This window comes from Bradyrhizobium sp. BR14999, from assembly GCF_056106085.1.
Window position 1 is genome coordinate 1,645,646 of sequence record NZ_CM148536.1, and the last position, 24,985, is coordinate 1,670,630.

The window sequence follows — 24,985 nt, forward strand, 5'->3', positions numbered from 1 at the left end:
TCGATCGCGCTGAAGGTTGGTGGGCACGCTTCGCTTTGCCCACCCTACGGCATCACGGGCGTGGCGAGCGGTCAAACCCTTACCGGCCCCAGCGTCTCGAAATGCCCGCGCTTCTGCAGCCAGGCCAGCAGCACCAGGCTCGGGATCGCCACCAGCACGCAGATCACGAAGAACAGCGCCCAGCCGGTCGTATCCGCCACGAAGCCGGCGCCTGATGACAGATACGTTCGTCCCACCGCCGCAAGCGCGGTGAGCAGCGCGTATTGCGTCGCCGTGTGCAGCGGGTTCCTGCACAGGGCGGAGAGATAGGCGACGAAGATCACGGTGCCGATGGCGCTGGTGAAGTTCTCGGCCGTGATGGCGAAGGCGAGCGCCCATTGGCTGGTGCCGACAAACGCCAGCCAGGAGAACGAAAGATTGGCGAGCGCCTGCACCACGCCACCGATCCAGAGGCTGGTCGCCAGCGAATAACGCCGCGCGACAAAACCGCCGGCAAAGCCGCCGATCAGCGTCGCGGCGAGCCCGACGCCCTTCACGATCGCAGCATAATCGTTGCGCGAGAAGCCGAGGTCGATCACGAACGGCGCGGTCATCGTGCCGGAGAAGGCATCGGTGAACTTGAACAGCACCACGAAGGCCAGCGCTGTGAGCGCATCCTTGCGATCAAGAAAGTCGACGAATGCACTGACGGCGGCTCTCGCGATTCGCGTTTCCAGCAAGCCGCGAGGCAGGATCCAGTTGATAAGGCGGAGCAGCAGCCTTACCCATCTCTTCTTCGGATTCGGCTCGTAGTCCGCCAGAGCGTCTTCTGCCCGTATCGATTGCTCGGGCTCGGTCGCGACCAGCGCCGTGACCGTTCCGATTAGCACCATCGCCGCCATCACCACATAGCCCCACATCCAGGCCGATTGCCGCGCAATGCCGGTGCCCTCGAAGCCGGAGACGATGAACAGCGCGCCCGCGGTCGAGACCAGCATGCCGATGCGATAGGCGGCGACATAGGACGCCATGCCGGCGGCCTGCTCGCTCTCCGGCAGGCTCTCGACGCGGAAGGCATCGACCACGATGTCCTGGGTCGAGGACGTGGTCGCGACCAGCAGCGCACCGAGCGCGACGTAGAACGGCGAGCGCGCGGGGTCGGTGAGCGCCAGCAGCAGGATGGCGATGATCAGCAGCAGCTGCGAGAACAAGAGCCAGCCACGCCGCCGCCCGAAGGCGCGGGTGAACAGCGGCACATGCAGGGCGTCCACTAGCGGCGCCCACAGAAATTTCAGTGTGTAGGGCGTGCCGACCAGCGCGAACAGTCCGATCGTTCCGAGATCGACTCCGGCCTCACGCATCCACACCAGCAACGTCGAGCCCGACAGCGCCAGCGGCAGCCCCGAGGAGAAGCCGAGGAACAGCACGATCAGCACCCGCGGCTGCAGGTACACGGCAAGGCTGTCACGCCAGGAGGCAGCGGGAGCGCCGGCGGAGGAGGTCGCGTCGGGTGCGGTCATGGGAAGGTGTTAGCAGATTCTGGGGGAAAAGACTCTGCTAGCCGGTTAGACGGAAGCCCTCACGGCTTCCCTCGGTGTCATCGTCCGCGAAGGCGGACGATCCAGTATCCACCAGCGTCTCGGCTCAATCACCCCCGCTGCGGCGTACTGGATGCCCCGCCTTCGCGGGGCATGACGGCATCATGGTGGCCCGGCTATCCCGGGATAAAGATCATCCCAATTTGGGTTCTGCTGCTCGATCAGTCGGATTTTCCAGGCCCTGTTCCACTTCTTGAGCCGCTTCTCCCGCTTGATCGCATTCTCGGGATCGTCGAACTGTTCGAAGTAGACCAGCCGGGCGACGTCATATTTCTCTGTGAAGCTCTCGATGAGTTTAGACTTGTGCTCGGCGATGCGGCGGACGAGGTCATTCGTCACGCCGATATAGAGCGTGCCGCCGATCTTGCTGGCGAGAATGTAGACGTAGTAGTGGCGTGCACTCATCTGCCGCCTTCCCCTCCGCTGTCATCGTCCGCGAAGGCGGACGATCCAGTAACCACCGGCCTCTCGGCTCAATCACCACCGCCACAGCGTACTGGATGCCCCGCCTGCGCGGGGCATGACAGTGTGCCTCAAGTCACTCCCCCGCCTGGAGCTTCCTCGGAAACAGCTCCGGCGCACCGGTGGCCACCAAATGTGGGCCTTCGGGCGCATCCGCCTTGCTGAAATCGAGCTCCTCGATTCGGCCGGCGCGTTTCTCGATCTTGTCGGCGGAGATCAGCACCTGCCTCACGTCCTCGTTGACGTCGGCAAAATGCTTTTGCAGTTTCAGCACGCGGTCGCGCAGGCGGCCGAGGTCGTCGCCCAGCTTGATCACCTCGGTGCGGATCTGGTCGGCGGCATCGCGCATGCGCGCGTCCTTCATGATCTGCTGCATGACTTGGATCGCGAGCATCAGCAGCGAGGGCGACACCAGCACGACGCGGGCGCGATAGGCCTTCTGGATCACGTCGTCGAAGCCGTCATGGATCTCGGCATAGACCGATTCCGACGGCACGAACATCAGCGCCATCTCCTGGGTCTCGCCGGTGACGAGATATTTTTCGGCGATGTCGCTGACGTGCTTCATCACGTCGCCGCGCAGCCGCTGCGTGGCGAGGCGCCGCTCCTCGTCGGTGCGGGCGTCGTGCAGCGCGGTCATTGCCTCCAGCGGAAATTTCGCATCGATGCAGAGCGGGCGCTGGTCCGGCAGGAACACGACGCAATCGGGCCGCTTGCCGGTTGAGAGCGTGAACTGGAACTCGTAGGACCCTTTTGGAAGACCGTCCTGGACGATCGCTTCCATCCGCGCCTGGCCGAAGGCGCCGCGCGACTGCTTGTTGGCGAGCACGTCGCGCAAGGTGGTGACCTGCGTGGTGAGGTCGGTGAGGTTCTTGTGCGCGCTGTCGATGATGCCGAGCCGCTCATGCAGCGCGCGCAGGCTCTCCATGGTGTTGCGGGTCGAATGTTCCATGGACTGGCCAACGCGATGTGTCACCGAATCCAGCCGCTCGTTGACCGCCCGCGCCATCTCGGCCTGGCGGCCGGCCAGCGCCTGGGTCATGGCGTCGACCCGGCCCGAGGCCTCGCTCTGGGCCCGCAGCACCTCGCTCAGGCGCTCCTCGAGCTCGTCGGCCCGGATCGCATGCGCCATCGCGAGTTCCGCGCCGCGCCGCCCGGAGCGCGCGATCACGATCGCAATCACTACCAGCAGGATGAGGACAAGGGCGCCGAAGCCGATCAGCGCATCGATCGTGCGCACCGGCCAGTCGCCCAGCATGACAATGATCTCGTTCATGCAGCCCCTTCTACCCGATTCGCCGGAATGCGCGAACGAAGAGGGAACGCCGGTGGTTAACGACCCACTAATTTTTATGGTTAACGAAAGCTCAAGTTTTATGGTTAGCGGAGGGTTAACGAAGTTCCTGGCCGGATTGACCGCATCCGGCGCGCAGCTTAAATCGCCGCCATGGCCCTCAGAGAAATCATCATCCTGCCCGACAAGCAGCTGCGTCTGATCTCCAAGCCGATCGAGAAGGTCACGCCGGAGATCCGCAAGCTTGCCGACGACATGTTCGAGACCATGTATGACGCGCCCGGCATCGGCCTCGCGGCGATCCAGGTCGCGCAGCCATTGCGGCTGATCACCATGGACCTCGCCAAGCGCGACGAGAACGGCGAGACCAAGCACGAGCCGCGTGTCTTCATCAACCCGGAGATTCTCTCCTCCTCGGAGGAACTTTCGGTGTACGAGGAAGGCTGCCTGTCGATCCCCGAATATTACGAGGAGGTCGAGCGTCCCGCGAAGGTGCGTGTGCGCTTCACCGACCTCGACGGCAAGGTGCACGAGGAGGATGCCGAAGGCCTCTATGCCACCTGCATCCAGCACGAGATCGATCATCTCAACGGCGTCTTGTTCGTCGACTATTTGTCGAAGCTCAAGCGCGACCGCGTGATGAAGAAGTTCGAGAAAGCCGCCAAGCGCGCGGGGGAGTAACCACGTCCCCCGCCGTCATGCCCGGCCAAAAGCGCGAAGCGCGTCTTCAAGCCCAAAAGCGCGAAGCGCGTCTTCAAGCTAAGGTGCCGGGCATCCACGTTCTTCGTCCGTCGAGTGAGAAAGAACGTGGATGGCCGGGACAAGCCCGGCCATGACGAGTACTCTGTTCCTTTCCGAGGATTGTCTCGTCCCATGCCCCTCCGCCTGATCTTCATGGGCACGCCCGATTTCTCCGTGCCGACGCTGCTCGAGCTGGTCGCGCATGGCCACGAGATCGCGGCCGTCTACACCCGCGCGCCGAAGCCGGGCGGGCGGCGCGGCCTGCAATTGCAGCCCACGCCGGTTGAAGAAGCTGCGCGAAAACTCGGTGTTCCCGTGCTGACGCCGAAGACATTGAAGACACCGGAAGCGCTCGACGAATTTCGCGCCTTCGATGCCGATGCCGCGGTCGTCGTCGCCTATGGCATGATCCTGCCGCAGGCCATCCTCGATGCGCCAAAGCTCGGCTGCTACAATCTGCACGCTTCGCTGTTGCCGCGCTGGCGCGGCGCCGCGCCGATCAATCGCGCCATCATGGCAGGCGATGCCGAGAGCGGCGTGATGGTGATGAAGATGGATGTCGGCCTCGACACCGGCGACGTCGCCATGGCCGAGCGGCTCGCGATCACTGACAATATGACCGCGCTCGATCTGCACGATCGCCTCTCCCGGCTCGGTGCCGATCTGATGGTGCGCGCCATGGCGGCGCTCGGACGCGGCGGGCTCCAGCTCAAAAAGCAGAGCGAGGACGGCGTCACCTATGCCGCCAAGATCGACAAGGCCGAGGCGCGGATCGACTGGACCAGGCCCGCGCGCGCGGTGCTGCGCCACATCCACGGCCTGTCGCCGTTCCCCGGTGCCTGGGCCGAGCTCGCGGACGTCAGCGAGAATGCGCGCGTCAAGATCCTGCGATGTGAATTGGCGAACGGCTCAGCTGCGCCCGGCGAGGTGCTCGACGACCACCTCACCATCGCCTGCGGCGAGGGTGCGATCCGCATCATCGAGCTCCAGCGCGAAGGCAAGGCCCGGATGCAGGCGGCTGACTTTTTGCGTGGCGTGCCGCTGAAGGCGGGCTCGAAGTTCAGCTGACGCTGTCACACCCCGCGAAAGGGGGGTATCCAGTACGCCGAGGCGTCTCGGTCGAACGGAGCCGTCGCAGAGTACTGGATCGTCCGCCTTCGCGGATGATGACACAACCCGGATTGAGATGCCCCGCTACAAGCTCACCATCGAATATGACGGCGCGCCGTTCTGCGGCTGGCAGGTGCAAGAGACGCTGCCCTCGGTGCAGGGCGCGCTGGAAGCTGCCGTCAAGGCGATGACCGGCGCGGACGCGCGGGTGCATGGCGCCGGCCGCACCGATGCCGGCGTGCACGCGCTCGGCCAGGTTGCGCATGTCGACATCGCGAAGCAATTTGCGCCGGATCGTTTTCGCGACGGGCTCAACGCGCATCTGCGCCCGCATCCGGTCGCGGTGCTCGAGGCCGAGATCGTCCCCGAGACCTTCGAGGCGCGCTTCTCGGCCATCAAGCGCCACTACCGCTACCGCATCATCAACACCCGCGCCAATCTCGCGCTCGACGTCGGCCACGCCTGGCGCGTGCCGCGACGGCTCGATGCCGACGCGATGCATGCGGCAGCACAACGCCTGCTCGGCAAGCACGATTTCACGACCTTCCGCGATACCGAGTGCCAGGCCAAATCACCGGAGAAGACGCTCGACCAGCTCGACGTCGCGCGCGATGGCCGCGAGATCACGATTCTCACCTCGGCGCGCTCGTTCCTGCACAGCCAGGTGCGCTCGATGGTGGGATCGCTGATCTGGGTCGGCGAGGGACGCTGGACCGCGGACGATCTCTCCGCAGCCTTAGCTGCCCGCAACCGTGCCGCCTGCGGCATCGTCGCCCCACCGGAAGGGTTGTATCTGGTGAAGGTGGATTATTGAGATGTGAGGCGCGCGCGCGCGCCACACTCTCGGTGTCATGCCCCGCGAAGGCGGGGCATCCAGTACGCCGCGGCCTATCGGTTCAATCACTGCTTTCGGTGGAATACTGGATCGCCCGCCTTCGCGGGCGATGACAGCGGAGTGGCAGGTGAGGGCGAAGTGGAAGGCGCCAGCGCCTCACCCAAAATACCGCGCCAAAATCCCCCGATACACCTTGGTCAGCTTCTCCAGATCCGTCACCGGCACGCGCTCGTCGATCTGGTGCATGGTCTGGCCGACCAGGCCGAACTCGATCACCGGGCAATAGCTGGAGATGAACCGCGCATCCGACGTACCCCCGCTCGTCGACAGCTCCGGCTTGCGGCCCGTCACCTCCTCGATCGCGGAGACCGCGAGATCGGTGAACGGGCCGGGCTTGGTCACGAACACGTTGGAGTTCGAGGGCTCCCAGATGATGCGGGCGCGGATGCGGTTGCCGCAGGCTTTTGCGAGGCGCGTCTCGACCAATTCGCGCAGGCTCGCCTGGGTGTGGTTGTCGTTGTAGCGGATGTTGAATTTCGCGCGGGCTTCGCCGGGGATGACGTTGCTGGCCTTGTTGCCGACGTCGACCGAGGTGAACTCGAGGTTGGAGGCCTGGAACTGGGCGCTGCCATGATCGAGCGGCTCGTCGGAGATCGCTACGATCAGCCGCGCGATATCAGGCACCGGGTTGGACGCCCGATGCGGATAGGCGACATGGCCCTGCACGCCGTCGACATAGAGCGTGCCCGATTGTGAGCCACGGCGGCCGACCTTGATGGTGTCGCCGAGCGTCTCGACGTTGGAGGGCTCGCCCAGCACGCAATGGTCGAACTTTTCGCCGCGCTCGGCGGCCCATTTCAGCAGCTTGATGGTGCCATTGATGGAGACGTCCTCCTCATCGCCGGTGATCAGGAAGGAGATTGAACCCGAGCCCGATTTTTGGCCGTCGGCGCGCGGCTTGCCGCCATTGGCGGCGAGATGCTCCAGCACCGCGGCGACCGAGCAAGCGATGCCGCCCTTCATGTCGACCGCGCCGCGGCCGTGCAGCACGCCGTCCTTCACCTCGCCGGAGAATGCGCCGACGCTCCAGGCGCTCTCGTCGCCCGGCGGCACCACGTCGGTGTGGCCGGCAAAGGTGATGTGCGGGCCCTCGCTGCCGATCCGCGCATAGAGATTGTCGACGTCGGCGGTGCCGGGCTCGCTGAACGTCACGCGGTGGCAGGTGAAGCCGGCGGCGCTGAGGGCTTTTTCAAGCACCCCGAGCGCACCGGCATCGGCCGGGGTTACCGAGGGGCAGCGGATGAGATCGCGGGCAATGGAGAGAGCATCGGTCATGCGCGTCCGATCAATCCCGCAGCAGCTCGTTGATGCTGGTCTTCGACCGCGTGCGCTCGTCGACGCGCTTGACGATGACGGCGCAGGCGGTGCTTGGGCCGGGCTGGCCGTTCTTCATCGGCTTGCCGGGCAGCGCGCCGGGCACCACCACCGAATATTCAGGCACTTCGCCCATGAAGATTTCGCCGGTCTCGCGATCGACGATCTTGGTCGAGGCGCCCAGGAACACGCCCATCGCCAGCACCGCGCCCTTGCGCACGATCACGCCTTCGGCGACCTCGCTGCGCGCGCCGATGAAGCAGTCGTCCTCGATGATCACGGGCTCGGCCTGGAGCGGCTCGAGCACGCCGCCGATGCCGGCGCCGCCGGAGATGTGCACGCGCTTGCCGATCTGGGCGCAGGAGCCGACGGTGGCCCAGGTGTCGACCATGGTGCTCTCATCGACATAGGCGCCGAGATTGACGAAGGACGGCATCAGCACGACGTTCTTGGCAATGAAGGCCGAGCGGCGCACGATGGAGCCGGGGACGGCACGGAAACCGGCATCGCGAAAACGGTTCTCGCCCCAGCCTTCAAACTTCGAGGGCACCTTGTCCCACCAGGTCGCCTTGCCCGATCCGCCGGGAATGACGCCCATGTCGTTGAGGCGGAAGGACAGCAGCACGGCCTTCTTCAGCCATTGATTGACCTTCCACTTGCCGTCGCTGCCGCGCTCGGCAACACGCGCCTCGCCCTTGTCCAGAATCTCCAGCGCCTGATCCACGGCCTCGCGCACCTCGCCCTTGGTCGTGGTCGAGACGGTCTCGCGCGCGTCGAAGGCGCCGTTGATGGTGGATTCGAGGGCTGCAAGGGACATCGGGATTTCCTCTGAAAGCGGGAATTTTGATGGATTGGGGCGCTTTTTCGGGATTTGAGGGGACGGAGTCAAGGCTCGGCAGTCGTCCCGGCTTAGTGCGCCATTGCGCACGGGGGGCCGGGACCCATACCCACAGGGAGGAGTTTTGCGAAGACTCGGAGTTGCCACTTCGCCCCAAACCACGTCCTGTGGTTATGAGTCCCGGCCTTCGCCGGGACGACGTGGAGAGAGCGTGCTGAGCCCGGCCAAAAACCCCGTCAGATCGTCCGTGACGTGGTCGACATGGGCTGCATCCCGACCCTCCAGCTCCCAATCCTCGCGCACCACCTCCTTGGTGCCGTCGGGCACCACCAGCACCGTGGTCATGCCGAGCTGGTGGGGAACGGCGAGGTTGCGGGCGAGATCCTCGAACATGGCGGCGCGGGTCGGATCGACTGCATGGTCGCTCAGGAATTTCCGGTAGGTCTGCGGCGCCGGCTTTGGCTCGAACTCGGCGGCGATGATGTCGAACACGCCGTCGAAATGCGTTGCGAAGCCGAGCCGGGCCAGCACGGCATCGACATGGTCGACCGAGCCGTTGGTCAGGATCAGCTTGCGCCCCGGCAGCCCGGCGATGGCTGCACCGAGCGCTGGGTTCGGCTCCAGCGGCGAATGGTCGATCTTGTGGACGTAGGCAAGGTAGTCGTCGGCGGAGACGCCGTGCAGGGTCATCATGCCGCGCATGGTGGTGCCGAAGCGCAGGTAATAATCCTTCTGGATATTGCGCGCCTCCTCGGGCGTCACGTTCAGCCAGCTCGACACGAACTCGCCGATCCGCGCGTCGACCTGCTGCCACAGATTGACGTGGTGCGGATAGAGCGTGTTGTCGAGATCGAACACCCAGGTGTCGACATGGGCGAAGGTGCGGGGCAGGGGCATCACAACTCTCTCAACGCGTCGTCCCGGCGCAGGCCGGGACCCATACTCCGTGACCCGTCAATCGGGCACCCTCGTCGTCGTTCTTCGCCAAACGCAATCCTGTGGTTATGGGTCCCGGCCTTCGCCGGGACGACGGCGGAGTTTGTGGTGTGCGCATTCTAATCACATTGACAAAAGTCACGGCATCGCAAACCGCAGCGTCTTGCCGCCGCTTGACATGTCCACCGCGCCAAAGCCGGTCGCGGCGAAGCCGCGCGCGCCGCAATCGGTCTGCTCGCTCGTCTCGAACTTGGTCTCGCGCGTGCAGAGCTGCTTGTCGCCGCCCCAGTTCAGCGGCCGGTCCTTCAGCTTGATGACGCGGTTGTCGGCATCGACCGCTTCCGCGAAGCTGAAGATCTGCCTGGGCTGGCCGGTCACGTCAGGATGCAGGCACGTCTTGGGATCGATGCGATACCAGCCGCGGCTCGTCACCGACTTGCCGTCGTCGCTCGCGACTGCCGCCATCACCTTGTGCGGCGTGTCGTTGCACCAGGTGAGGCCGGTCGCGGAGGGGGTCTGCACCGCATCGACCATGGTCTTGAACACATTCGGCGACGAGACGACGTCGGACGACAGCCCGCGGCTCTTCAGGAATGCGGCCAGCGCTGCTTGCGTCTTCGGCCCGTCGACGCCGTCGATCGCGCCGACATCGTAACCCGCGATCACCAGCAGCCGCTGGATGCCGGCGAGGCGCGCCTGCTCGTCGTCATATTCGGAATCCTCGGCGAGATAGGCAATGAGGTTGCCGTCCGCGCCTTGCGTCGGCGTCACTTGCGTGAAGGCGGCCTGGACCTGGCCGCTGCGGCATTGCCGCGCCGCCGCAATGACGAAATTGTCCTGCGCCACGCACAGCATGTCGCGGCCGTTCTGCGGGATCGGGGAGGCGCCATAGACGCCGAGCGCGCGGGCGTTGAGCAGGATGCGGTCGGCCGTCAGCGTGCCCTGCACCACCACGCGGCAGGTGGTGGGATCGATCCTGAACCAGCCCCGCGTCGCGGTCGCCGCCTTGTCGTCGATGCCGATCGCGGCCTCGACGACATAGGACATGCGGTTGCAGATCTTGAGGTCGGCGAAAGCCGGCGCGGAGGAGAAGACGAACGAGACGGCAGCGGCGGGCAGCGTCATCAGGAAGCGGGTCAGAGGGGAACGGCGAGGCCTCCGCTGTCTCAACCCGTCATGGCCGGGCTTGACCCGGCCATCCACGTGTGACCGCGCGTGCGGAGAGGCGTGGATGCCCGGGTAAAGCCCGGGCATGACGACCATCTTCCGCTGCTCGCGTTCGCCCATCACTTGTGGATCAGCGTTCCCGTGCCCTGGTTGGTGAAGAGCTCGAGCAGTACCGCATGCTGCATCTTGCCGTCGATGATGACGACGCCCTGCACGCCCTGTTCGAGCGCGTAGATGCAGGTCTCGACCTTCGGGATCATGCCGCCGGAAATGGTGCCGTCGGCGATCAGCTTTCGCGCGTCCTTGACGGACAATTGCGGGATCAGCTTCTTGGACTTGTCGAGCACGCCTGGCACGTCGGTGAGCAGCAGGAGGCGCTTGGCCTTCAGCGCGCCGGCAACGGCACCCGCAAACGTGTCGGCGTTGACGTTCAGGGTCTGGCCTTCTTTGGAGGTTGCGAGCGGTGCCAGCACCGGGATCAGCTCGTAGCCGATCAGCTGGTTGAGCAAAGTGAGATCGACCTTCTCGGGGTCGCCGACGAAGCCGAGATCGATCGCCTTCTCGATGTTCGAGCCCGGATCGATGATGGTCCGCGTCGTCTTCGACGCCTTCACCATGTTGCCGTCCTTGCCCGACAGGCCCACGGCCTTGCCGCCGGCTTCGTTGATGTAGCCGACGATCTGCTTGTTGACGGAGCCGGCGAGCACCATCTCGACGATCTCGATGGTCGCGGCATCGGTGATGCGCAGGCCTGCGGCGAATTCCGAGGCGATGCCGAGGCGCTTGAGCATGGTCGCGATCTGCGGCCCGCCGCCATGCACCACCACCGGATTGATCGCGGTCTGCTCCAAGAGCACGATGTCGCGCGCAAAGTTCCTGGCAGTCTCCTCGTCGCCCATGGCATGGCCGCCATATTTGATGACGATGGTTTCCTCGTCATACTGCTGCATGTGCGGCAGCGCTTCGGACAGGATGCGGGCCTGGTCGAGCGGGGAGATGTCGGTCATGAGGCGGATCTCGCTGGCGGGACTAACGCGGCCTGCGTTCTATCTGATTGGCGGGCGCGGCGCAAAGTGTGGCGTTCGCTCTTACCCTCCCCTGGAGGGGGAGGGTCGATCGCGCGCAGCGCGAGCGGGGTGGGGTGATCTCTCCACGATGAGCAGTGCCCGAGTGGAGAGATCACCCCACCCCGGCTCACATTTCGCTTCGCTCAATATGAGCCGACCCTCCCCCTCCAGGGGAGGGTAAGATGGAGCGTCACTTCTTCGCCACCACCGCCGCCAACGTCACCGCCAGCCAGCCCAAGATCATCACCGTTCCGCCGGTCGGCGCCGCGTAGGGAAACAGCGCGTGCCCCGCATATTGCCGCAAGGTCAGGTCACCCGCGAACAATGCGGCGCCAGCTGCGAAGCCGAACGTGGCGGCAAGGCCAATTCCACCATGCAGAAGGCCGCGCGCGAGCAGCGCGACGGTCGCAAGTATGGCAGTTGCATGAAACAGCAGCATGGCGCTGGCCGATGCCAGCCGGCTCGCGTCGCCGCCATGCGCGGAGGCGGCCGCCAGCGCGACGCCGGCGGCGCCCATCAAACCGGCAAGCCCAATCAGCAGGCGTTGTGCCGCCATCACGAGGCTCGCTCTTCCAGGAGCTTCGCCATCGCGGCGCGCAAGCCCTCCATGCCGGTCGAGCTGCGCGACGAGGTCGCGAGCACGTTCGGGAATGCGGCCGGATGCTTGGCCAGCGCGGCCTCGGTCTCGACGATGCGCGCTTGCAGCTCGGAGGCCTTCACCTGGTCGGCCTTGGTCAGCACAATCTGGTAGCTGACCGCGGAGCGATCGAGCGTCTTCAGGACTTCGAGATCGACGTCCTTGATCCCATGCCGCGCATCGATCAGCACATAGACGCGCGCGAGGCTGGCACGCCCCAGCAGGAATTTGTGGATCAGCTCGGTCCAGGACGCGACCTGGCTCTTGGGCGCCTTGGCATAGCCGTAGCCGGGCATGTCGACAAGGCGCAGGTCACTCTTCCCGGGGACCTCGAAGAAGATCAGCTCCTGGGTGCGGCCCGGCGTATGCGAGGTGCGCGCCAGCGCGTTGCGGCCGGTCAGCGCGTTGATGAGACTGGACTTGCCGACATTGGAGCGTCCGGCAAAGGCGATCTCCAGCCCCGCCATCGGTGGCAGCGTGGCAATCGAGGGCGAGGCCCAGATGAACTGCCAGTCGCGGGCGAACAGTTTTCGCCCGGCCTCGATCAGTCGCTCGTCGGTCTTGTCGTTCATGCGAGCGGTCTATCCTCTCGTCATGGCCGGGCTCGTCCCGGCCATCCACGTCTTAGTCACGAAACGAGCCTCCAAAAACGTGGATGCCCGGGACAAGCCCGGGCATGACGATGTGGAGGCATTTGCGCCCGGCAAGGGCGCCTACGTCGCCTTCCTCGCGAACGTCGCCTTGAGATTGTCGAACAGCTCCACCTTCACGCCGTTGCGGCGCATGATGAAGCTCTGCTGGACCACCGAGAGCAGATTGTTCCAGGCCCAGTAGATCACGAGGCCCGCCGGGAAGCCGGCCAGCATGAAGGTGAAGATCAGCGGCATCCAGTTGAAGATGATCTGCTGCGTCGGATCCGGCGGCGTCGGGTTCAGCTTCATCTGGAACCACATCGTGATGCCCATGATGATCGGCCAGATACCGAGCGCGAGGTAGTGGCCGAACACGGGGATCGTGGTCGGATCGACGGGGATCAGCCCGAACAGGTTGAACAAATTGGTCGGGTCGGGCGCAGAGAGGTCCTTGATCCAACCGTAGAACGGCGCGTGCCGCATCTCGATGGTGACGAACAGCACCTTGTAGAGCGAGAAGAACACCGGGATCTGGATCACCACGGGAAGACAGCCGGCGACCGGATTGATCTTCTCCTTGCGGTAGATCTCCATCATCTCCTGCTGCTGCTTCACCTTGTCGTCAGGATAGCGCTCCTTCAGCGCCTGCAGCTGCGGCTGGATCGACTTCATCTTCGCCATCGAGGCGTAGGACTTGTTCGCCAGCGGGAAAAACAGCAGCTTCACGATCACGGTCACGAGCAGGATCGAGATGCCGAAATTGCCAAAGAAGCGGTAGAAGAAGTCGAGGCCGAGGAACATCGGCTTGGTGATGAAGTAGAACCAGCCCCAGTCGATCAAGAGATCGAAGTGGTTGAGCCCCAGCGCCTTGTTGTAGCCGCCGAGGCCGGCGAACGGGAACACGCCGACGACACCGGCTTCCTTGGCGCCCGCGAACAGACGCGCGTTTGCAGTGGCCGTGCCGCCGATCGCGACGGTGACGGGATCGAGCAGATAGTCGGTCTGGTAGGTGTGGACGTTGCCGACCGGGTTCGACGAGAAGCGCGCCTGAAGCTGCGCATTGGTGTCGGGCAGCAGCGCCGAGGCCCAGTACTTGTCGGTGATGCCGAGCCAGCCATTGGTGGCCTTGAAGTTGACCGTCTTGGCTTCGTCGATCTTCTTGTAGGCGTATTCCTGCAAGCCCTGGTCGCCGAGATAGCCGATCAGGCCTTCATGCAGGATGTAGTAGCCCGAGACCTGCGGCGCGCCGTGGCGCGAGATCAGTGCGAACGGATAGAGCGTGACCGGCGCGTTGCCGACATTGCTCACTTCGTCCTTGATGGTGAAGAGATAATGGTCGTCGACCGCGATGGTGCGGCGGAAGGTGAGGCCCTCGCCATTGTCCCATTTCAGCACCACCGGCGTCGACGGCGTCAGGCTGCCGCTGCCGTCCTGCTGCCAGACGGTCTGGGCATCAGGCATCTTCGCCGTTACGCCCGTCGCCGCCACCCAGCCGAACTCGGCGTAATAGGGCTCCGCCGTGCCCGAGGGGGAATAGAGGATGATCGGCGGCGACTTCGGGTCGACGGTTTCGCGGAATTGCACCAGCGCGATGTCGTCGATGCGGCCGCCCTTCAGCGAGATGCTGCCGGCAATCCGCGGCGTGTCGATCTTCACGCGCGGGCTGGCCGCAATCGCGGCGTCCCGGGCAACGACCGGCTGGGCCTGCTGCTGGTTCGCGGCCGGTGTCGACGGCTGAGTCGCGCCACCGGCCTGCGGCGTGGTGCCCGGCGTTGCGGACGCCGTCGGCTGCGGCGTGGATTTCTGGAGCTCGGTCTGCGCCTGCTGCTGGGCGCGTTGCTTCTCCATCTGCGGCACGTTGTAGAAATACTGCCAGGCGATCAGCACCAGGCCGGATAGAATGACGGCGAGGATGGTATTGCGATTGTCGGTCATCTCGATTGTCTCGTCATCAATCCGGTTTGCGGCTTGTCGCTGTGGCGCGATCCGGCCTCTGGCCGCGCGCCTTGGCCGGTCCTTTGGCCGTATGCCGCGCCGGCCTCGTGAATGCTATGCGCAGATCGTCGAGCATGGTCGCGAAGTCGCGCGAGAGCGCGTCCCTTCGTCCGACCAGCACATAATCATGATGGGGTTGCATCGACACCGGATCGAGCCGCTTCACCAATTCGCGAAGCCGGCGCCGGATACGATTGCGCTCGGGGGCGTTGCCGTTCTTTTTGGAAACGGTGAAGCCGATCCGGATCGGGCCGCCGTCGTCCCGGCGGCGGCTTTGCAGGACGAACGCGGGATTATTCACCCGCGCGCCATTGGCAACGGCGAGGAAATCCGCCCGCTGCCTCAGCCGATCCATGATGAAATCCCAAAAAGGGGGTCCGGCTCAGGCGCTCAGACGCTTGCGGCCGCGGGCGCGGCGGGCGGCGAGAACCTTGCGGCCGCCGGCAGTGGCGAGACGGGCACGGAAGCCGTGACGGCGCTTGCGCACCAGTTTGCTGGGTTGATAAGTCCGCTTCACGGGTTTTTCTCCGCTGACCGGGCAATTTGCCTGTAGAATTGATGGTAAAGTCCGGAAGATGCGGCCCAAAACGGGCCGTTTCCGGCCCCAAGAGAGCCGCTCCCGGTGTCGCACCGGGTCATCGCGGACAATTCGCGCGGCTTATAAGGGAGCGCCTTGTTTTCGTCAACGCCGCACAAGCGCGCGTTTCCGGTGAATATCGCTGTTTGTGCGGGGTTTTTAACCCTTGAGGTGGCGACTCGCTTTACCAGCGCTTACATCTCACCTCGGCAGATTAGCGATCCGTAATTTGACCGGACCCGGGACGGGTCGCATCCTGCGTCAGCCAAGGTCAACAGGGGCGAATTTCGTGGCAGCCACAGATCGCCAGCCGATCCAGGATCTGGATCAGCCGGACCAGCCGGCGATGCGGCCGCGTGGGTCGGGCGGGCTCGGGCTGTCAGGCAAGCTGCTGCTGCTCACCATCCCCCTGGTGATGATCGCGGCCAGCCTGCTTTACGTGCCCGCCATCGCCAACTTCTGGGTCAACCGGCTCAACGACCGGGTGGCGGCGGCCAATACGGCAGCACTGGTGCTGGATGCCGCGCCGCTTGGCATGGTTCCCGATTCGCTGTCGCGGCAGATCTTGAAGAGCATCAATGCCCGCGCCGTCGCCATCAAGATGGGCCAGCAGCGCCGGCTGCTCGCCAGCGATAACCTTCCGACAGCCATCGGGCACGACATCGACCTGCGCGACATGACGGCCTGGGACGCGATCACCGGCTCGTTCCGGATGATGCTGGAGACCGGCAACCAGGCCATCCGCATCGTTGGGCCCGGCGTCGGCAATGCCCAATTCATCGAGATCGTGACCGACGAGTTGCCGCTGCGGCAGCAGATGTACCGCTTCTCGCGCAACGTCGTGGTGGTCGCGCTGATCATCGCGGCGCTGACCGCGGGCCTCGTCTATCTCGCCCTGCATTACCTGTTCGTGCGCCCGATGCGGCGGCTCACCGCCAGCTTGGTCGGTTTCCACGAGAACCCCGAGAGCGCTGCGCGGATCATCGTGCCGAGCCAGCGCAGCGACGAGATCGGGGTGGCCGAGCGCGAATTGTCGGACATGCAGCGCGATCTGATGTCGATGCTGAATCAGAAGAGCCGGCTCGCCGCCCTCGGCCTCGCCGTCTCCAAGATCAACCATGATCTGCGCAACCTGCTGGCCTCGGCACAGCTTTTGTCGGACCAGCTCGCCAGTGTGCCGGATCCGCGGGTGCAGCGTTTTGCGCCGAAGCTGGTGCGCTCGCTCGAGCGCGCCATCGCCTTCTGCCAGTCGACGCTGTCCTATGGCCGCGCCCAGGAGGCCGCGCCCGACCGCCGCATGATCCTGATCGAGCCGGTGGTGCTGGAGGTGCGCGAGACCGCAGGGCTGGCCAGCGATGCCACGATCGCCTGGGTCGCCGCGATCGAGCGCGGGCTTGCGGTCGATGCCGATCCCGACCAGCTGTTCCGCGTGCTGCTCAACCTCGTCCGCAACGCCGCCCAGGCGCTGGAAACCCATGCCTCCTCCGGCGATGGCGGCGTGCAGCAGATCCGGATCACGGGAAAACGCGAGGGCGCCGTCGCCATCCTGGAAGTCTCCGACACCGGCCCAGGCGTTCCCCAGAAGACCCGGGAGCACCTGTTCGAGGCTTTCCAGACCTCCGGCCGCCCCGGCGGCAGCGGTCTTGGCCTTGCCATCGCGGCCGAGCTCGTCCGCGCCCATGGCGGCGACATCCACCTCGTCGAAGGCACCATCGGCGCCACCTTCCGCATCGTCATTCCCGACCGCCCCGTGGAACTGCTCTCCATCCGCAACGAGCGGGCGCGGGCGTAAGTCGGCCAGCGGCCGAGCTGAGTCCGTCATTCCGGGGCGGCGCAAGGCGCCGAACCCGGAATCCAGAGGTTTTGGGCGCGAGATTCCGCACTTCTCGCTTCGCGAGCCCCGGAATGACCATGCTGACCGTCATCTCCTTGCAAAAATCTCCCCATCCCGGACCTTGCCAACGCCGGCAAGAGCGGCTAGTCAGAGCGCTCTTTCGCACCCCTTCCGGCCCTCCGGGAGATGCGTCGCGGGTCACCCCCGCCATCGCTGTTTGCGAAAAACGCGCCCGTAGCTCAGCTGGATAGAGCATCAGACTACGAATCTGAGGGTCGGACGTTCGAATCGTTCCGGGCGCGCCATTTCCTTCCGATCTGCGATTTCATGCAAGGCGCTCGGCTCGTTTTCGCAAACGGAGTTTCGTAGGGTAAGACTGCTGAGGTCCGGCGGCCTTTCGCGTTCGCATCAGCACATGGGTCTTGGCGGCGAACGCTGCGATAGCAAACAAGCGCCGCCTCACATCGATGGATCAAGTCCGGGTCAAGCACTCGCTCAAGAACTCGATAAAGCGCTGCGTTTTCGCGGGCAGCAAACGTGTCTCGGTGACCGCGTGCACGGAAATTGGCGCAGCCTGCCATTGCGGCAGCACGCGGCGCAGCCGTCCATCCTTCAAATCCTCGGCGACGATGGCTTCCGCCAGCATGGCGATGCCCAAGTCCAATCCCGCCATGCGCCGCATCATGCCGATGCTGTTGAGCCGGAATCGGCCGCCGGCGGCGACCTCCACCGATTGCGCTCCGCGGTGCAGGGTCCAAACGTCGCCTCTCGGGAAGCAGAGACACTGATGCTTTTCCAAGTCGGCGGGTCCGCCCGGTTCTCCGGAAAGTTCGAGATAGCGCGGCGACGCGTATAGATAGCGCGGAAGCTCGGCGAGCTTGCGCGCGATCAGGGTCGAATCCGGCAACTCGCCCATGCGGATCGCCACATCGAACGGCTCGGCCACCAGATCGACGCGCCTCGGCGTAAGGTCGAACTCGAAGCTGATCCCTGGATAGCGCCGAGAGAACTCCGCCAATTTGGACGCAAGATAAGTCGTAGCGAAATCCACAGGCAGAGAAACGCGCAAGATGCCGCTCGGCTGGGCAAGCATCTCACCGAGTTGCTCATGTGCGAGTCGTGCCTCATCGACAATGCGCCTGCAACGCTCGAAATAGATCTGACCTGCTTCGGTCAGTTCGATCTTGCGTGTCGTGCGGTGCAGAAGCCGTAACCCAATCGCCTTTTCGAGGCCGCTGATCCGCCGTGACAAAGTGGAGTTGGGCACGCCGACTGTTTGGGCCGCCCGGCGGTAACTCCGCGCTTTCACGACCTCGACAAACAGCGCCATGTCGTTCAGCAGTTCCAAGTTGATTATTGCTCCATAGATGGATCAATCATTTCAGATTTATCATATTTATCCTGAAAATGGATAGCCCACCTTCCTTCTCATCCAACTCTCGAGAGGGAATTCATCCATGAAACAACAGTTCTCATCCGTTCGCGTTGGCCGCTACACGCTGCCCAACCGGCTCGTGATGGCGCCAATGACCCGTTCCCGGGCGGATGTTGCGGGCGTGCCGGGCGATCTGGCCGCCCGATACTACGCCGAGCGCGCCGGCGTCGGCCTGATCGTCACCGAAGGGACCCAGCCTTCGGACGATGGACAGGGCTATCTCACCACGCCGGGCATCTATACCGACGCGCATGCCGACGGCTGGAACAAGGTCACGTCCGCCGTGCACGAGGCGGGCGGCCACATCTTTATCCAGCTCATGCACGCCGGGCGCATGTCGCATCCCGACAACACGCCACATCATCGTCAGGGCGTTGCGCCGTCCGCTATCGCGCCGGGGACGCAAATGTTCACCGCGAAGGGCATGCAGGACATTCCCAAACCTCGCGCTCTGACGACCGAGGAAGTGCGCCAGACCGTTCAGGATTTCCGCTACTCGGCGCGCCGCGCCATCGAGGCCGGCGCCGACGGCGTCGAAATCCACGGCGCAAATGCCTATCTGGTCCATCAGTTCTTCGCGCCAAGCGCCAACACGCGGGCCGATGAATACGGTGGCTCGATCCCAAATCGGGCGCGCTTCGCCATCGAGGTGACCACCGCGATTGCCGAAGAGATCGGCGCGGACAGAACCGCCATCCGGCTGTCTCCCGGCACGACGATGTGGGGCATCGACGAAGGCGCTGAAGGGCCGGATCTTTACCGTTATCTGGTCGCTGAGCTCGACAGGCTGGGTCTCGCCTATGTGCACGTCATGCATCAAGGCAACGAGACGCTTCTGACCGACATCCGTAAGCTCTGGAAGCAGCCGCTGGTCCTGAACCGGCCGGGCCGCGCGCGCGACCGGATCGGCTCCGACGTGACTTCGGGGCTGGCCGATCTGGAAAGCTACGGCCAGATGGTCCTGGCCAATCCGGATTTCGTCGCGCGGCTGAAGGCCAATGCGCCGATGAACGAGGCAGACCGCAACACCTTCTTTGGCGGCGCTGCGCAGGGCTACGTCGATTACCCCGCTTTGAGCGCCTGAGGTTTGGCTAAAAGGAGAAACATGATGGTTTACGAGCGATTCAATGCCGACAACGCCGCCATGCTGCTGATCGACCATCAGGTCGGCACCATGAGCTGGGTTCACTCCATTCACTTTGGGGAGATGAAACGCAACGCGCTGATGTTGGCCGAGACCGCCCGCATCCTAAGGCTGCCGGTCGTGCTGACTTCCAGCATGGAGGAATATGCGCAGGGGCCGCTGCTGAGCGAACTGGGATCCATCCTGCCTGCGGCGTTCGCCGCGCGTATCAAGCGCGTTGGCATCGTCAACGCCATGGACGACGAGAACTACGCGGCGGCCGTCAGGGCGACGGGACGCAAGAAGCTCATCATCGCCGGCGTCACCAACGATGTGTGCACGGTCTTCCCGGCGCTGAGCCTGGTCCGTGATGGTTACGAGGTGCAGGTCGTCGCTGACGCTGGCGGCTCGCCGAGCAAGATGGGCGACGATATGGCCCTGCGCCGGATGGAGAAAGGCGGTGTCACGCTGACGAGCACCAATCAAGTGATCGCGGAGCTTGCAGGAAACTGGACCACGCCGGAAGGCAGCCAAATTGTGCAAGAAGTGGTGATGAAAGCTCTGCAGGCTTGAGCAAGAGAAGCGCTTCCCGCTCAGTCGGGAGGCGCTGCCGGAAACAGCAAGGTCGGGGGATCACTACCGGCCTTCTTTCACGCTCGCCGGCCCTGAAAAATCGGGAAGAGAGCTCGCCCATCAGGCGTAGCACAAGGTCGCAGGCCATCCCAGATTTGGCGATTGGAGCGCGTGATGGGCGGCAACATCATAGCGCCACGGAGAAACAATAGTGCCCATTTTCGTCGGCCGTGGCGCGCCATTTCGGTATCAAGATGTGCGTGAGGGGCCTAGTCAGCGTCAAATGACGCCGTGCTCCCTCAGCAGCGCCTGCTCGTCCCCCGACACCCATCCGAAGACCTTGGGCTCTGCGCCCAACTGCTGGACGAGGTAGTGGACGTCGAAATCAATCACGACGTCGGATTGGTTCTTGCGGACATACGTCGCTCTCCAGGCGACATGGGCGACGCAATGCCCCGCGACGAACTCGGAGGCGTAGAGCGCCGCGACGTCATCCATGTCGACGTCGCCGCGCAGAGAAGCCTTGGAGATACTCTCATATCGCTCGAACAGCCTCCTGACGTTCGTCTCCATCGTCTTCATCGTCGCCTCCAACGCGTGTCGGCTCCGGAAATCTCTCCGCCGACGTCACTTTCGCAGGACCGGCTCGCCGGTGCGTGGGTTCGTCAAGGTCACGTTTTCGAGCGCCTTGATCAGCCATTTGCCGTCCCAGCGGGTCAGTACCGCTTGGATGTGTCCATGGAATGAGGTCCGGCGGGATGCCCGGCGCCAACCGTGAGACGGCTCCAGGAATGCGCGACGGCCACGCCATCGCCAATGGCGACCACATCGATCACCTCGTTTTCGAGCGTCGAGTCGCGCTAGATCGTCTCGTGGATCGGAGCGTGAAGCGCGATGATCTCATCAACGCCGCGCACAAGGGCCCGGAGCGACACCGTCGCTTTCATCTTGTCGTCGCTCGATCTGCGATCCGTGAGCCGGCAGCGCTCAGCCCACCGCGTTCTTGATCGCGGCTTCGAAGCTCTTTGCGTCGAAGGCTGGCATACTTTGGATCCGCCCCAGACCCTGGGTCGAGTACCAGACCGAGAACGCGAGCACCGCTTCCGAATTCGGGGCATCAATGATGTCGACGAAATCGTAGTAGCCCTGCGTGTAGTGGATCGACTCGATCTTGATACCCAGATTGTCGAGCTTTGCCTTGGCCTTGCCGATCCGCTCCGATTGCTTGCTCGCCCACTCCGGGCTCAGATTACCAAGCAGCACATATTTCATGGCCACCTCCACGTCATGTTGATCGTCGTGCGAGAAGGACCCAACAACCATACGCCTTCCCGCGACCCGCGTACATGCCGTTTCGTGGCGGAGGTTCCGCCAATTTGCTACGTTTTCGAAGTCATCACCTTCTGAACGATCTTCCAGGCCCCATTGACCTTTAAGCATGACAGCATGTCCGTGAAGTAACGAGGCGGAATCTGGAATTTCAACTTCAAGAGCGCGAGCTCTCTTTCGACGTCGATTGACACGATCTGGTCGTCGCGCTCGAGGCCCTGTTCTTTCGGTGCTTTCAGGTTGCGGACCGCTGCGAGCCACGCGGCAATCGGCGTCACAGCCACGTTGCCATCGTCACCGACCTTTGTGACGGAGCTCGAGGGATGGAATATGGATGCAAATTTCTCAGCATCCATTTCATAGGCCGCGTCGAAATAGGTCTGCGCCAGGGAGCGCAACGCGTGAACATCCGTGTCCATCAGTCATCCTGCAAAAATCGTTACAACGGACCGACTCGCGCGGCCCGCCTGCCGTGCCGAGAGTCTTAAGCACCCGGACTGTGCCGAAGGTGCCTCACGCTCCTTGTTGGCCGAACCTACGGCCAAGCGGCTTATGATGCTAGACCTGTTGCACGGGATAGAGTCATGAGTGATATTCATAAATCATGAGAAACGAATTGAACGAGCTGACAGCCTTTGCAGTCGTCGCGAGTGAACGAAGCTTCACGCGGGCCGCAGTAAAGCTCGGCGTGTCACAGTCTGCTCTCAGCCATACGATCCGGAGACTTGAGCAACGGCTTGAGCTACAGCTTCTTGCTCGAACAACCAAGAGTGTCGCGCCAACCGCTGCCGGGGCAGCTCTCTTGAACGACTTATCTCCGGCGCTCGAGCAGATTGATCGTGCTCTCAACAAAGCCCGAAGCATTCGTCAGCGACCTGCTGGGCGCCTTCGAATTGTAATGTCCCGGTCGGCTGCGGTGATGGTATTGCTGCCGAAGCTGACGGCATTCGTCGAGGCCTATCCTGACATCGTCCTCGACGTTGTCACCGTCACCGGCCCCGTAGACCTTGTTGCGGGCGAGTTCGATGCCGGTATTCAGCTCGGCGAGTACATTCAAAAGGATATGATCGCTGTGCGGGTCACGCCGGAATTGCGACTGGCGGTGGTTGGATCGCCTCGTTATTTCGCGTCACGACGCATTCCGCAAAAACCAAAGGATCTCAATGATCATCGCTGCATAACCTTGCGTCTTCCGAGCGGTCCATATCGATGGGAATTCGAGCAGGGACGAAAGTCGGTCACGATCAGCGTGAACGGCCCGCTCATCATCGACGATACGCACTTGGTGATTCAGGCGGTGCTCGCTGGAATTGGCATCGGGCTCGCCTATGAAGAGCAGGTCGCTGAGCACTTGGCGAAGCGTCGGCTTATCCGCGTCCTGGAGGATTGGACGCCGCCAATTCCCGGTTTCTTCATGTATTACCCCAGTCGTCAGCATCAGCCTGCTGCGCTAGCTGCACTCGTGAACGCGCTGCGACTCTCTTGACCGGAATTTGCTTCAGGCCCGCGGAATCCTGACGTTGGCCGCCTCGTCTGCGCCGAATGAGTTGCACGGCGCCCCCGGAAGCGTGAAGGCGCATGCGCGATCAGATTTCGGTCTCGCGCCTCTCCTCCAGTTCGAATTTCGAACGCGCCGCGCCGCAGCCGGCAAACCATAAGCTCAATCATCGCAAGTGCTTAGAGCCGCGCGCCGGGGCTGGCACACAATCTGCGTTTCCCACCCGCATCTCACGCCTTGCGGCGGGGGAGGACAACAAGCGAGATTGGGAGGAATGCATGAGTGGGAACAAGACCAACTCCGCACGTCGACACGAGAGTCTCGACGCGGTGGTCATCGGTACGGGCGTTGCTGGCCTTTACCAGCTCTACAAGCTGCGCGACGAGCTGGGTCTCAAGGTCAAGGCGTTCGACGCGGCAACCGGTGTAGGTGGAACATGGTACTGGAATCGCTATCCTGGCGCGCGCTTCGACTCCGAGGCCTACATCTACCAGTATCTTTTCTCCGAAGAACTCTACAAGGGCTGGAGCTGGAGCGAACGTTTCCCCGGCCAACCCGAGATCGAACGCTGGCTCAATTATGTTGCCGACAAGCTCGATCTCCGCAAGGACATCCGCTTCAGCACGACGATCACCTCCGCCGTCTACAATGAGGCGACGCAGCGCTGGACGATCACGACCGACAAGGGCGAGGTCATTGACACGCAATTCCTGATCACGTGCACCGGTATGCTGTCGGCGCCACTGACGTCCGTGTTTCCCGGACAGGAGACGTTCAAGGGCAAGCTCGTTCACACCGGCCGCTGGCCGAAGCAGGATCTCGATCTTGCCGGCAAGCGCGTCGGCGTCGTCGGTAACGGGGCGACCGGCATCCAGGTGATCCAGACCATCGCAAGCGAGGTCGGCAGCCTGAAGGTGTTCGTGCGCACGCCGCAATACGTCATCCCGATGAAGAATCCGAAATACGGTCCGAAGGAGGTCGAGGCCTACAAGGCGCGCTTCAAGGAGTTCTGCGAGACGCTTCCCCACAGCTTCACCGGCTTCGAGTACGATTTCACCAACGGCAACTGGAAGGACCTGACCAGCGAGCAACGCCATGCGGTGCTGGAGAAGATCTGGGACGAGGGCTCGCTGCGGCTGTGGCTCGCATCGTTCGCAGAGATGTTCTTCGAGGAGGACGTCAGCGAGGAAATCTCCGAATTCGTCCGCAAGAAGATGCGCGCGCAACTCAAGGATCCGAAACTGTGCGAGACTCTGATTCCGACCGACTACGGCTTCGGGACGCATCGCGTTCCGCTCGAGACCAACTATCTCGAAGCGTATCACCAGCCGAATGTCGAGCTGGTGAGCGTCAAGGACAATCCGATCGAGCGGATCACGCCCGCAGGCCTCGAGCTCGCCGATGGGACGACGTACAATTTCGACGTCATCATCCTCGCGACCGGCTTCGACGCCGGCTCGGGCGCGCTGACCCGCATCGACATCCGCGGCCGCGACGGCCGTTCGCTGAAGGACGAATGGAGCCGCGATATCCGTACCACCATGGGGTTGCAGGTCCATGGCTATCCCAACATGTTCACGACCGGAGCGCCGCTGGCACCCTCCACCGCCCTGTGCAACATGACGACGTGTCTTCAACAGCAGGTCGAGTGGATCAGCGACTGCATTGGCTATCTGCGCAAGAACGAGCTGAGCGTCATCGAGCCGACGCGGGAAGCGCAGGATGCCTGGGTCGCCCATCACGACGAGATCGCGAGCGCGACTCTCGTGACCAAGACTCACTCCTGGTACATGGGCTCCAACGTCGAGGGCAAGCCGCGCCGACTGCTGTCCTACATCGGCGGCGTCGGGACCTATCGCAAGAAGTGCGATGAAGTCGCCGCCGCCGGCTACCAGGGCTTCGCCAAGCAATAAGCACCGCGAACAGGGCCGCGCGATCCGTCGCGTGAGCG

25 protein-coding genes and 1 tRNA gene are annotated in these 24,985 nt (G+C 63.6%); 9 read left to right on the top strand and 17 right to left on the bottom strand.

Features of this window, described 5'->3' with window-relative positions; translation table 11 throughout:
• Positions 1-71 precede the first annotated feature (71 nt).
• The 3 genes from ACR9YP_RS07615 to ACR9YP_RS07625 form a co-directional block, all read right to left on the bottom strand.
• Positions 72-1,499 carry an AmpG family muropeptide MFS transporter gene (locus tag ACR9YP_RS07615; RefSeq protein ID WP_438103405.1) on the bottom strand — a complete coding sequence of 476 codons (1,428 nt, stop codon included), beginning with the start codon at positions 1,497-1,499 and terminating at the stop codon, positions 72-74.
• Between the two features lie 180 nt (positions 1,500-1,679).
• Positions 1,680-1,982 carry a GIY-YIG nuclease family protein gene (locus tag ACR9YP_RS07620; RefSeq protein ID WP_438103404.1) on the bottom strand — a complete coding sequence of 101 codons (303 nt, stop codon included), beginning with the start codon at positions 1,980-1,982 and terminating at the stop codon, positions 1,680-1,682.
• A gap of 133 nt (positions 1,983-2,115) precedes the next feature.
• Positions 2,116-3,315 (bottom strand): DNA recombination protein RmuC, encoded by a 1,200-nt coding sequence (locus ACR9YP_RS07625; protein WP_438103403.1) that lies wholly within the window; start codon positions 3,313-3,315, stop codon positions 2,116-2,118.
• Positions 3,316-3,486: 171 nt separating this feature from the next.
• Between ACR9YP_RS07625 and def the strand changes: the two genes are divergently transcribed.
• The 3 genes from def (at position 3,487) to truA (ending at position 5,998) form a co-directional block, all read left to right on the top strand.
• On the top strand, positions 3,487-4,014 hold the full coding sequence (gene def, locus ACR9YP_RS07630) for a peptide deformylase (RefSeq protein ID WP_091887295.1): 528 nt from the start codon (positions 3,487-3,489) through the stop codon (positions 4,012-4,014).
• 192 nt (positions 4,015-4,206) lie between these two features.
• On the top strand, positions 4,207-5,142 hold the full coding sequence (gene fmt, locus ACR9YP_RS07635; RefSeq protein WP_438103402.1) for a methionyl-tRNA formyltransferase: 936 nt from the start codon (positions 4,207-4,209) through the stop codon (positions 5,140-5,142).
• Between the two features lie 118 nt (positions 5,143-5,260).
• Entirely contained in the window at positions 5,261-5,998 is a 738-nt protein-coding gene (truA, locus tag ACR9YP_RS07640; protein ID WP_438103401.1) for a tRNA pseudouridine(38-40) synthase TruA, read from the top strand.
• A 177-nt stretch (positions 5,999-6,175) separates the two neighbouring features.
• On the opposite strand, the gene dapE is transcribed toward truA, so the two are convergent.
• The 10 genes from dapE to rpmH all read right to left on the bottom strand — a co-directional run bounded on the left by dapE (position 6,176) and on the right by rpmH (position 15,182).
• Positions 6,176-7,354: a succinyl-diaminopimelate desuccinylase gene (dapE, locus tag ACR9YP_RS07645; RefSeq protein WP_474219305.1), complete on the bottom strand. Its 1,179-nt coding sequence runs from the start codon at positions 7,352-7,354 to the stop codon at positions 6,176-6,178.
• A 10-nt stretch (positions 7,355-7,364) separates the two neighbouring features.
• A complete protein-coding gene (gene dapD, locus ACR9YP_RS07650) occupies positions 7,365-8,210 on the bottom strand; it encodes a 2,3,4,5-tetrahydropyridine-2,6-dicarboxylate N-succinyltransferase (protein WP_370990697.1) in 846 nt (281 codons plus the stop codon).
• 192 nt (positions 8,211-8,402) lie between these two features.
• The gene (locus ACR9YP_RS07655) at positions 8,403-9,128 is read right to left on the bottom strand and encodes a pyrimidine 5'-nucleotidase (RefSeq protein ID WP_438103399.1); all 726 of its coding nucleotides are present in this window, start codon (positions 9,126-9,128) and stop codon (positions 8,403-8,405) included.
• 177 nt (positions 9,129-9,305) lie between these two features.
• Positions 9,306-10,292, bottom strand: coding sequence for a DUF1036 domain-containing protein (locus ACR9YP_RS07660; protein WP_438103398.1), 987 nt, complete (start codon positions 10,290-10,292; stop codon positions 9,306-9,308).
• A 161-nt stretch (positions 10,293-10,453) separates the two neighbouring features.
• Positions 10,454-11,341 carry an acetylglutamate kinase gene (gene argB, locus ACR9YP_RS07665; protein ID WP_128930895.1) on the bottom strand — a complete coding sequence of 296 codons (888 nt, stop codon included), beginning with the start codon at positions 11,339-11,341 and terminating at the stop codon, positions 10,454-10,456.
• A 250-nt stretch (positions 11,342-11,591) separates the two neighbouring features.
• Entirely contained in the window at positions 11,592-11,957 is a 366-nt protein-coding gene (locus tag ACR9YP_RS07670) for a DUF423 domain-containing protein (RefSeq protein ID WP_438103397.1), read from the bottom strand.
• The gene (gene yihA / locus ACR9YP_RS07675; RefSeq protein WP_438103396.1) at positions 11,957-12,610 is read right to left on the bottom strand and encodes a ribosome biogenesis GTP-binding protein YihA/YsxC; all 654 of its coding nucleotides are present in this window, start codon (positions 12,608-12,610) and stop codon (positions 11,957-11,959) included. The genes ACR9YP_RS07670 and yihA overlap by 1 nt, the downstream gene beginning before the upstream one ends.
• A gap of 141 nt (positions 12,611-12,751) precedes the next feature.
• The gene (yidC, locus tag ACR9YP_RS07680; protein WP_091887309.1) at positions 12,752-14,605 is read right to left on the bottom strand and encodes a membrane protein insertase YidC; all 1,854 of its coding nucleotides are present in this window, start codon (positions 14,603-14,605) and stop codon (positions 12,752-12,754) included.
• 16 nt (positions 14,606-14,621) lie between these two features.
• Positions 14,622-15,020 carry a ribonuclease P protein component gene (gene rnpA, locus ACR9YP_RS07685; protein WP_128940840.1) on the bottom strand — a complete coding sequence of 133 codons (399 nt, stop codon included), beginning with the start codon at positions 15,018-15,020 and terminating at the stop codon, positions 14,622-14,624.
• 27 nt (positions 15,021-15,047) lie between these two features.
• On the bottom strand, positions 15,048-15,182 hold the full coding sequence (rpmH, locus tag ACR9YP_RS07690) for a 50S ribosomal protein L34 (RefSeq protein ID WP_008542748.1): 135 nt from the start codon (positions 15,180-15,182) through the stop codon (positions 15,048-15,050).
• A 349-nt stretch (positions 15,183-15,531) separates the two neighbouring features.
• Here rpmH and ACR9YP_RS07695 point away from each other — a divergent pair, with 349 nt between their 5' ends.
• Positions 15,532-17,034, top strand: a complete 1,503-nt coding sequence (locus tag ACR9YP_RS07695) for an ATP-binding protein (RefSeq protein WP_370989102.1) — start codon at positions 15,532-15,534, stop codon at positions 17,032-17,034.
• A 270-nt stretch (positions 17,035-17,304) separates the two neighbouring features.
• A tRNA-Arg gene (locus ACR9YP_RS07700) sits at positions 17,305-17,381 on the top strand.
• Positions 17,382-17,548: 167 nt separating this feature from the next.
• On the opposite strand, the gene ACR9YP_RS07705 is transcribed toward ACR9YP_RS07700, so the two are convergent.
• Positions 17,549-18,424 carry a LysR family transcriptional regulator gene (locus tag ACR9YP_RS07705; protein WP_438103395.1) on the bottom strand — a complete coding sequence of 292 codons (876 nt, stop codon included), beginning with the start codon at positions 18,422-18,424 and terminating at the stop codon, positions 17,549-17,551.
• A 109-nt stretch (positions 18,425-18,533) separates the two neighbouring features.
• On the opposite strand from ACR9YP_RS07705, the gene ACR9YP_RS07710 reads away from it, so the two are divergent.
• Together ACR9YP_RS07710 and ACR9YP_RS07715 are read left to right on the top strand one after the other, a co-directional pair.
• A complete protein-coding gene (locus tag ACR9YP_RS07710; RefSeq protein WP_438103394.1) occupies positions 18,534-19,595 on the top strand; it encodes an alkene reductase in 1,062 nt (353 codons plus the stop codon).
• Between the two features lie 24 nt (positions 19,596-19,619).
• Complete coding sequence (locus ACR9YP_RS07715; RefSeq protein ID WP_438110444.1) at positions 19,620-20,207, top strand: isochorismatase family protein; 588 nt, start codon at positions 19,620-19,622, stop codon at positions 20,205-20,207.
• 279 nt (positions 20,208-20,486) lie between these two features.
• Here the strand turns inward: ACR9YP_RS07715 and ACR9YP_RS07720 are convergent, their stop codons facing one another.
• The 3 genes from ACR9YP_RS07720 to ACR9YP_RS07730 form a co-directional block, all read right to left on the bottom strand.
• Positions 20,487-20,780, bottom strand: coding sequence for a hypothetical protein (locus ACR9YP_RS07720; protein ID WP_474221003.1), 294 nt, complete (start codon positions 20,778-20,780; stop codon positions 20,487-20,489).
• A 414-nt stretch (positions 20,781-21,194) separates the two neighbouring features.
• On the bottom strand, positions 21,195-21,479 hold the full coding sequence (locus ACR9YP_RS07725; RefSeq protein ID WP_438103393.1) for a GYD domain-containing protein: 285 nt from the start codon (positions 21,477-21,479) through the stop codon (positions 21,195-21,197).
• 107 nt (positions 21,480-21,586) lie between these two features.
• Positions 21,587-21,955, bottom strand: coding sequence for a nuclear transport factor 2 family protein (locus tag ACR9YP_RS07730; RefSeq protein WP_438103392.1), 369 nt, complete (start codon positions 21,953-21,955; stop codon positions 21,587-21,589).
• A gap of 185 nt (positions 21,956-22,140) precedes the next feature.
• Here ACR9YP_RS07730 and ACR9YP_RS07735 point away from each other — a divergent pair, with 185 nt between their 5' ends.
• Together ACR9YP_RS07735 and ACR9YP_RS07740 are read left to right on the top strand one after the other, a co-directional pair.
• A complete protein-coding gene (locus ACR9YP_RS07735) occupies positions 22,141-23,022 on the top strand; it encodes a LysR family transcriptional regulator (RefSeq protein ID WP_438103391.1) in 882 nt (293 codons plus the stop codon).
• A 290-nt stretch (positions 23,023-23,312) separates the two neighbouring features.
• Positions 23,313-24,947, top strand: a complete 1,635-nt coding sequence (locus ACR9YP_RS07740) for a flavin-containing monooxygenase (protein ID WP_474219307.1) — start codon at positions 23,313-23,315, stop codon at positions 24,945-24,947.
• Positions 24,948-24,985: the final 38 nt, after the last annotated feature.

What these genes read in the sequence shown, in the direction of transcription:
- rnpA (WP_128940840.1), bottom strand. Translation starts at nt 15,020, where the DNA reads ATGGATCGGCTGAGGCAGCGGGCGGATTTCCTCGCCGTTGCCAATGGC.
- ACR9YP_RS07710 (WP_438103394.1), top strand. Translation starts at nt 18,534, where the DNA reads ATGAAACAACAGTTCTCATCCGTTCGCGTTGGCCGCTACACGCTGCCC.
- dapE (WP_474219305.1), bottom strand. Translation starts at nt 7,354, where the DNA reads ATGACCGATGCTCTCTCCATTGCCCGCGATCTCATCCGCTGCCCCTCG.
- ACR9YP_RS07615 (WP_438103405.1), bottom strand. Translation starts at nt 1,499, where the DNA reads ATGACCGCACCCGACGCGACCTCCTCCGCCGGCGCTCCCGCTGCCTCC.
- ACR9YP_RS07720 (WP_474221003.1), bottom strand. Translation starts at nt 20,780, where the DNA reads ATGGAGACGAACGTCAGGAGGCTGTTCGAGCGATATGAGAGTATCTCC.
- yidC (WP_091887309.1), bottom strand. Translation starts at nt 14,605, where the DNA reads ATGACCGACAATCGCAATACCATCCTCGCCGTCATTCTATCCGGCCTG.
- ACR9YP_RS07620 (WP_438103404.1), bottom strand. Translation starts at nt 1,982, where the DNA reads ATGAGTGCACGCCACTACTACGTCTACATTCTCGCCAGCAAGATCGGC.
- ACR9YP_RS07730 (WP_438103392.1), bottom strand. Translation starts at nt 21,955, where the DNA reads ATGGACACGGATGTTCACGCGTTGCGCTCCCTGGCGCAGACCTATTTC.
- ACR9YP_RS07735 (WP_438103391.1), top strand. Translation starts at nt 22,141, where the DNA reads ATGAGAAACGAATTGAACGAGCTGACAGCCTTTGCAGTCGTCGCGAGT.
- ACR9YP_RS07655 (WP_438103399.1), bottom strand. Translation starts at nt 9,128, where the DNA reads ATGCCCCTGCCCCGCACCTTCGCCCATGTCGACACCTGGGTGTTCGAT.
- ACR9YP_RS07715 (WP_438110444.1), top strand. Translation starts at nt 19,620, where the DNA reads ATGGTTTACGAGCGATTCAATGCCGACAACGCCGCCATGCTGCTGATC.
- def (WP_091887295.1), top strand. Translation starts at nt 3,487, where the DNA reads ATGGCCCTCAGAGAAATCATCATCCTGCCCGACAAGCAGCTGCGTCTG.
- ACR9YP_RS07725 (WP_438103393.1), bottom strand. Translation starts at nt 21,479, where the DNA reads ATGAAATATGTGCTGCTTGGTAATCTGAGCCCGGAGTGGGCGAGCAAG.
- ACR9YP_RS07660 (WP_438103398.1), bottom strand. Translation starts at nt 10,292, where the DNA reads ATGACGCTGCCCGCCGCTGCCGTCTCGTTCGTCTTCTCCTCCGCGCCG.
- fmt (WP_438103402.1), top strand. Translation starts at nt 4,207, where the DNA reads ATGCCCCTCCGCCTGATCTTCATGGGCACGCCCGATTTCTCCGTGCCG.
- ACR9YP_RS07625 (WP_438103403.1), bottom strand. Translation starts at nt 3,315, where the DNA reads ATGAACGAGATCATTGTCATGCTGGGCGACTGGCCGGTGCGCACGATC.
- truA (WP_438103401.1), top strand. Translation starts at nt 5,261, where the DNA reads ATGCCCCGCTACAAGCTCACCATCGAATATGACGGCGCGCCGTTCTGC.
- argB (WP_128930895.1), bottom strand. Translation starts at nt 11,341, where the DNA reads ATGACCGACATCTCCCCGCTCGACCAGGCCCGCATCCTGTCCGAAGCG.
- ACR9YP_RS07740 (WP_474219307.1), top strand. Translation starts at nt 23,313, where the DNA reads ATGAGTGGGAACAAGACCAACTCCGCACGTCGACACGAGAGTCTCGAC.
- dapD (WP_370990697.1), bottom strand. Translation starts at nt 8,210, where the DNA reads ATGTCCCTTGCAGCCCTCGAATCCACCATCAACGGCGCCTTCGACGCG.
- yihA (WP_438103396.1), bottom strand. Translation starts at nt 12,610, where the DNA reads ATGAACGACAAGACCGACGAGCGACTGATCGAGGCCGGGCGAAAACTG.
- ACR9YP_RS07670 (WP_438103397.1), bottom strand. Translation starts at nt 11,957, where the DNA reads ATGGCGGCACAACGCCTGCTGATTGGGCTTGCCGGTTTGATGGGCGCC.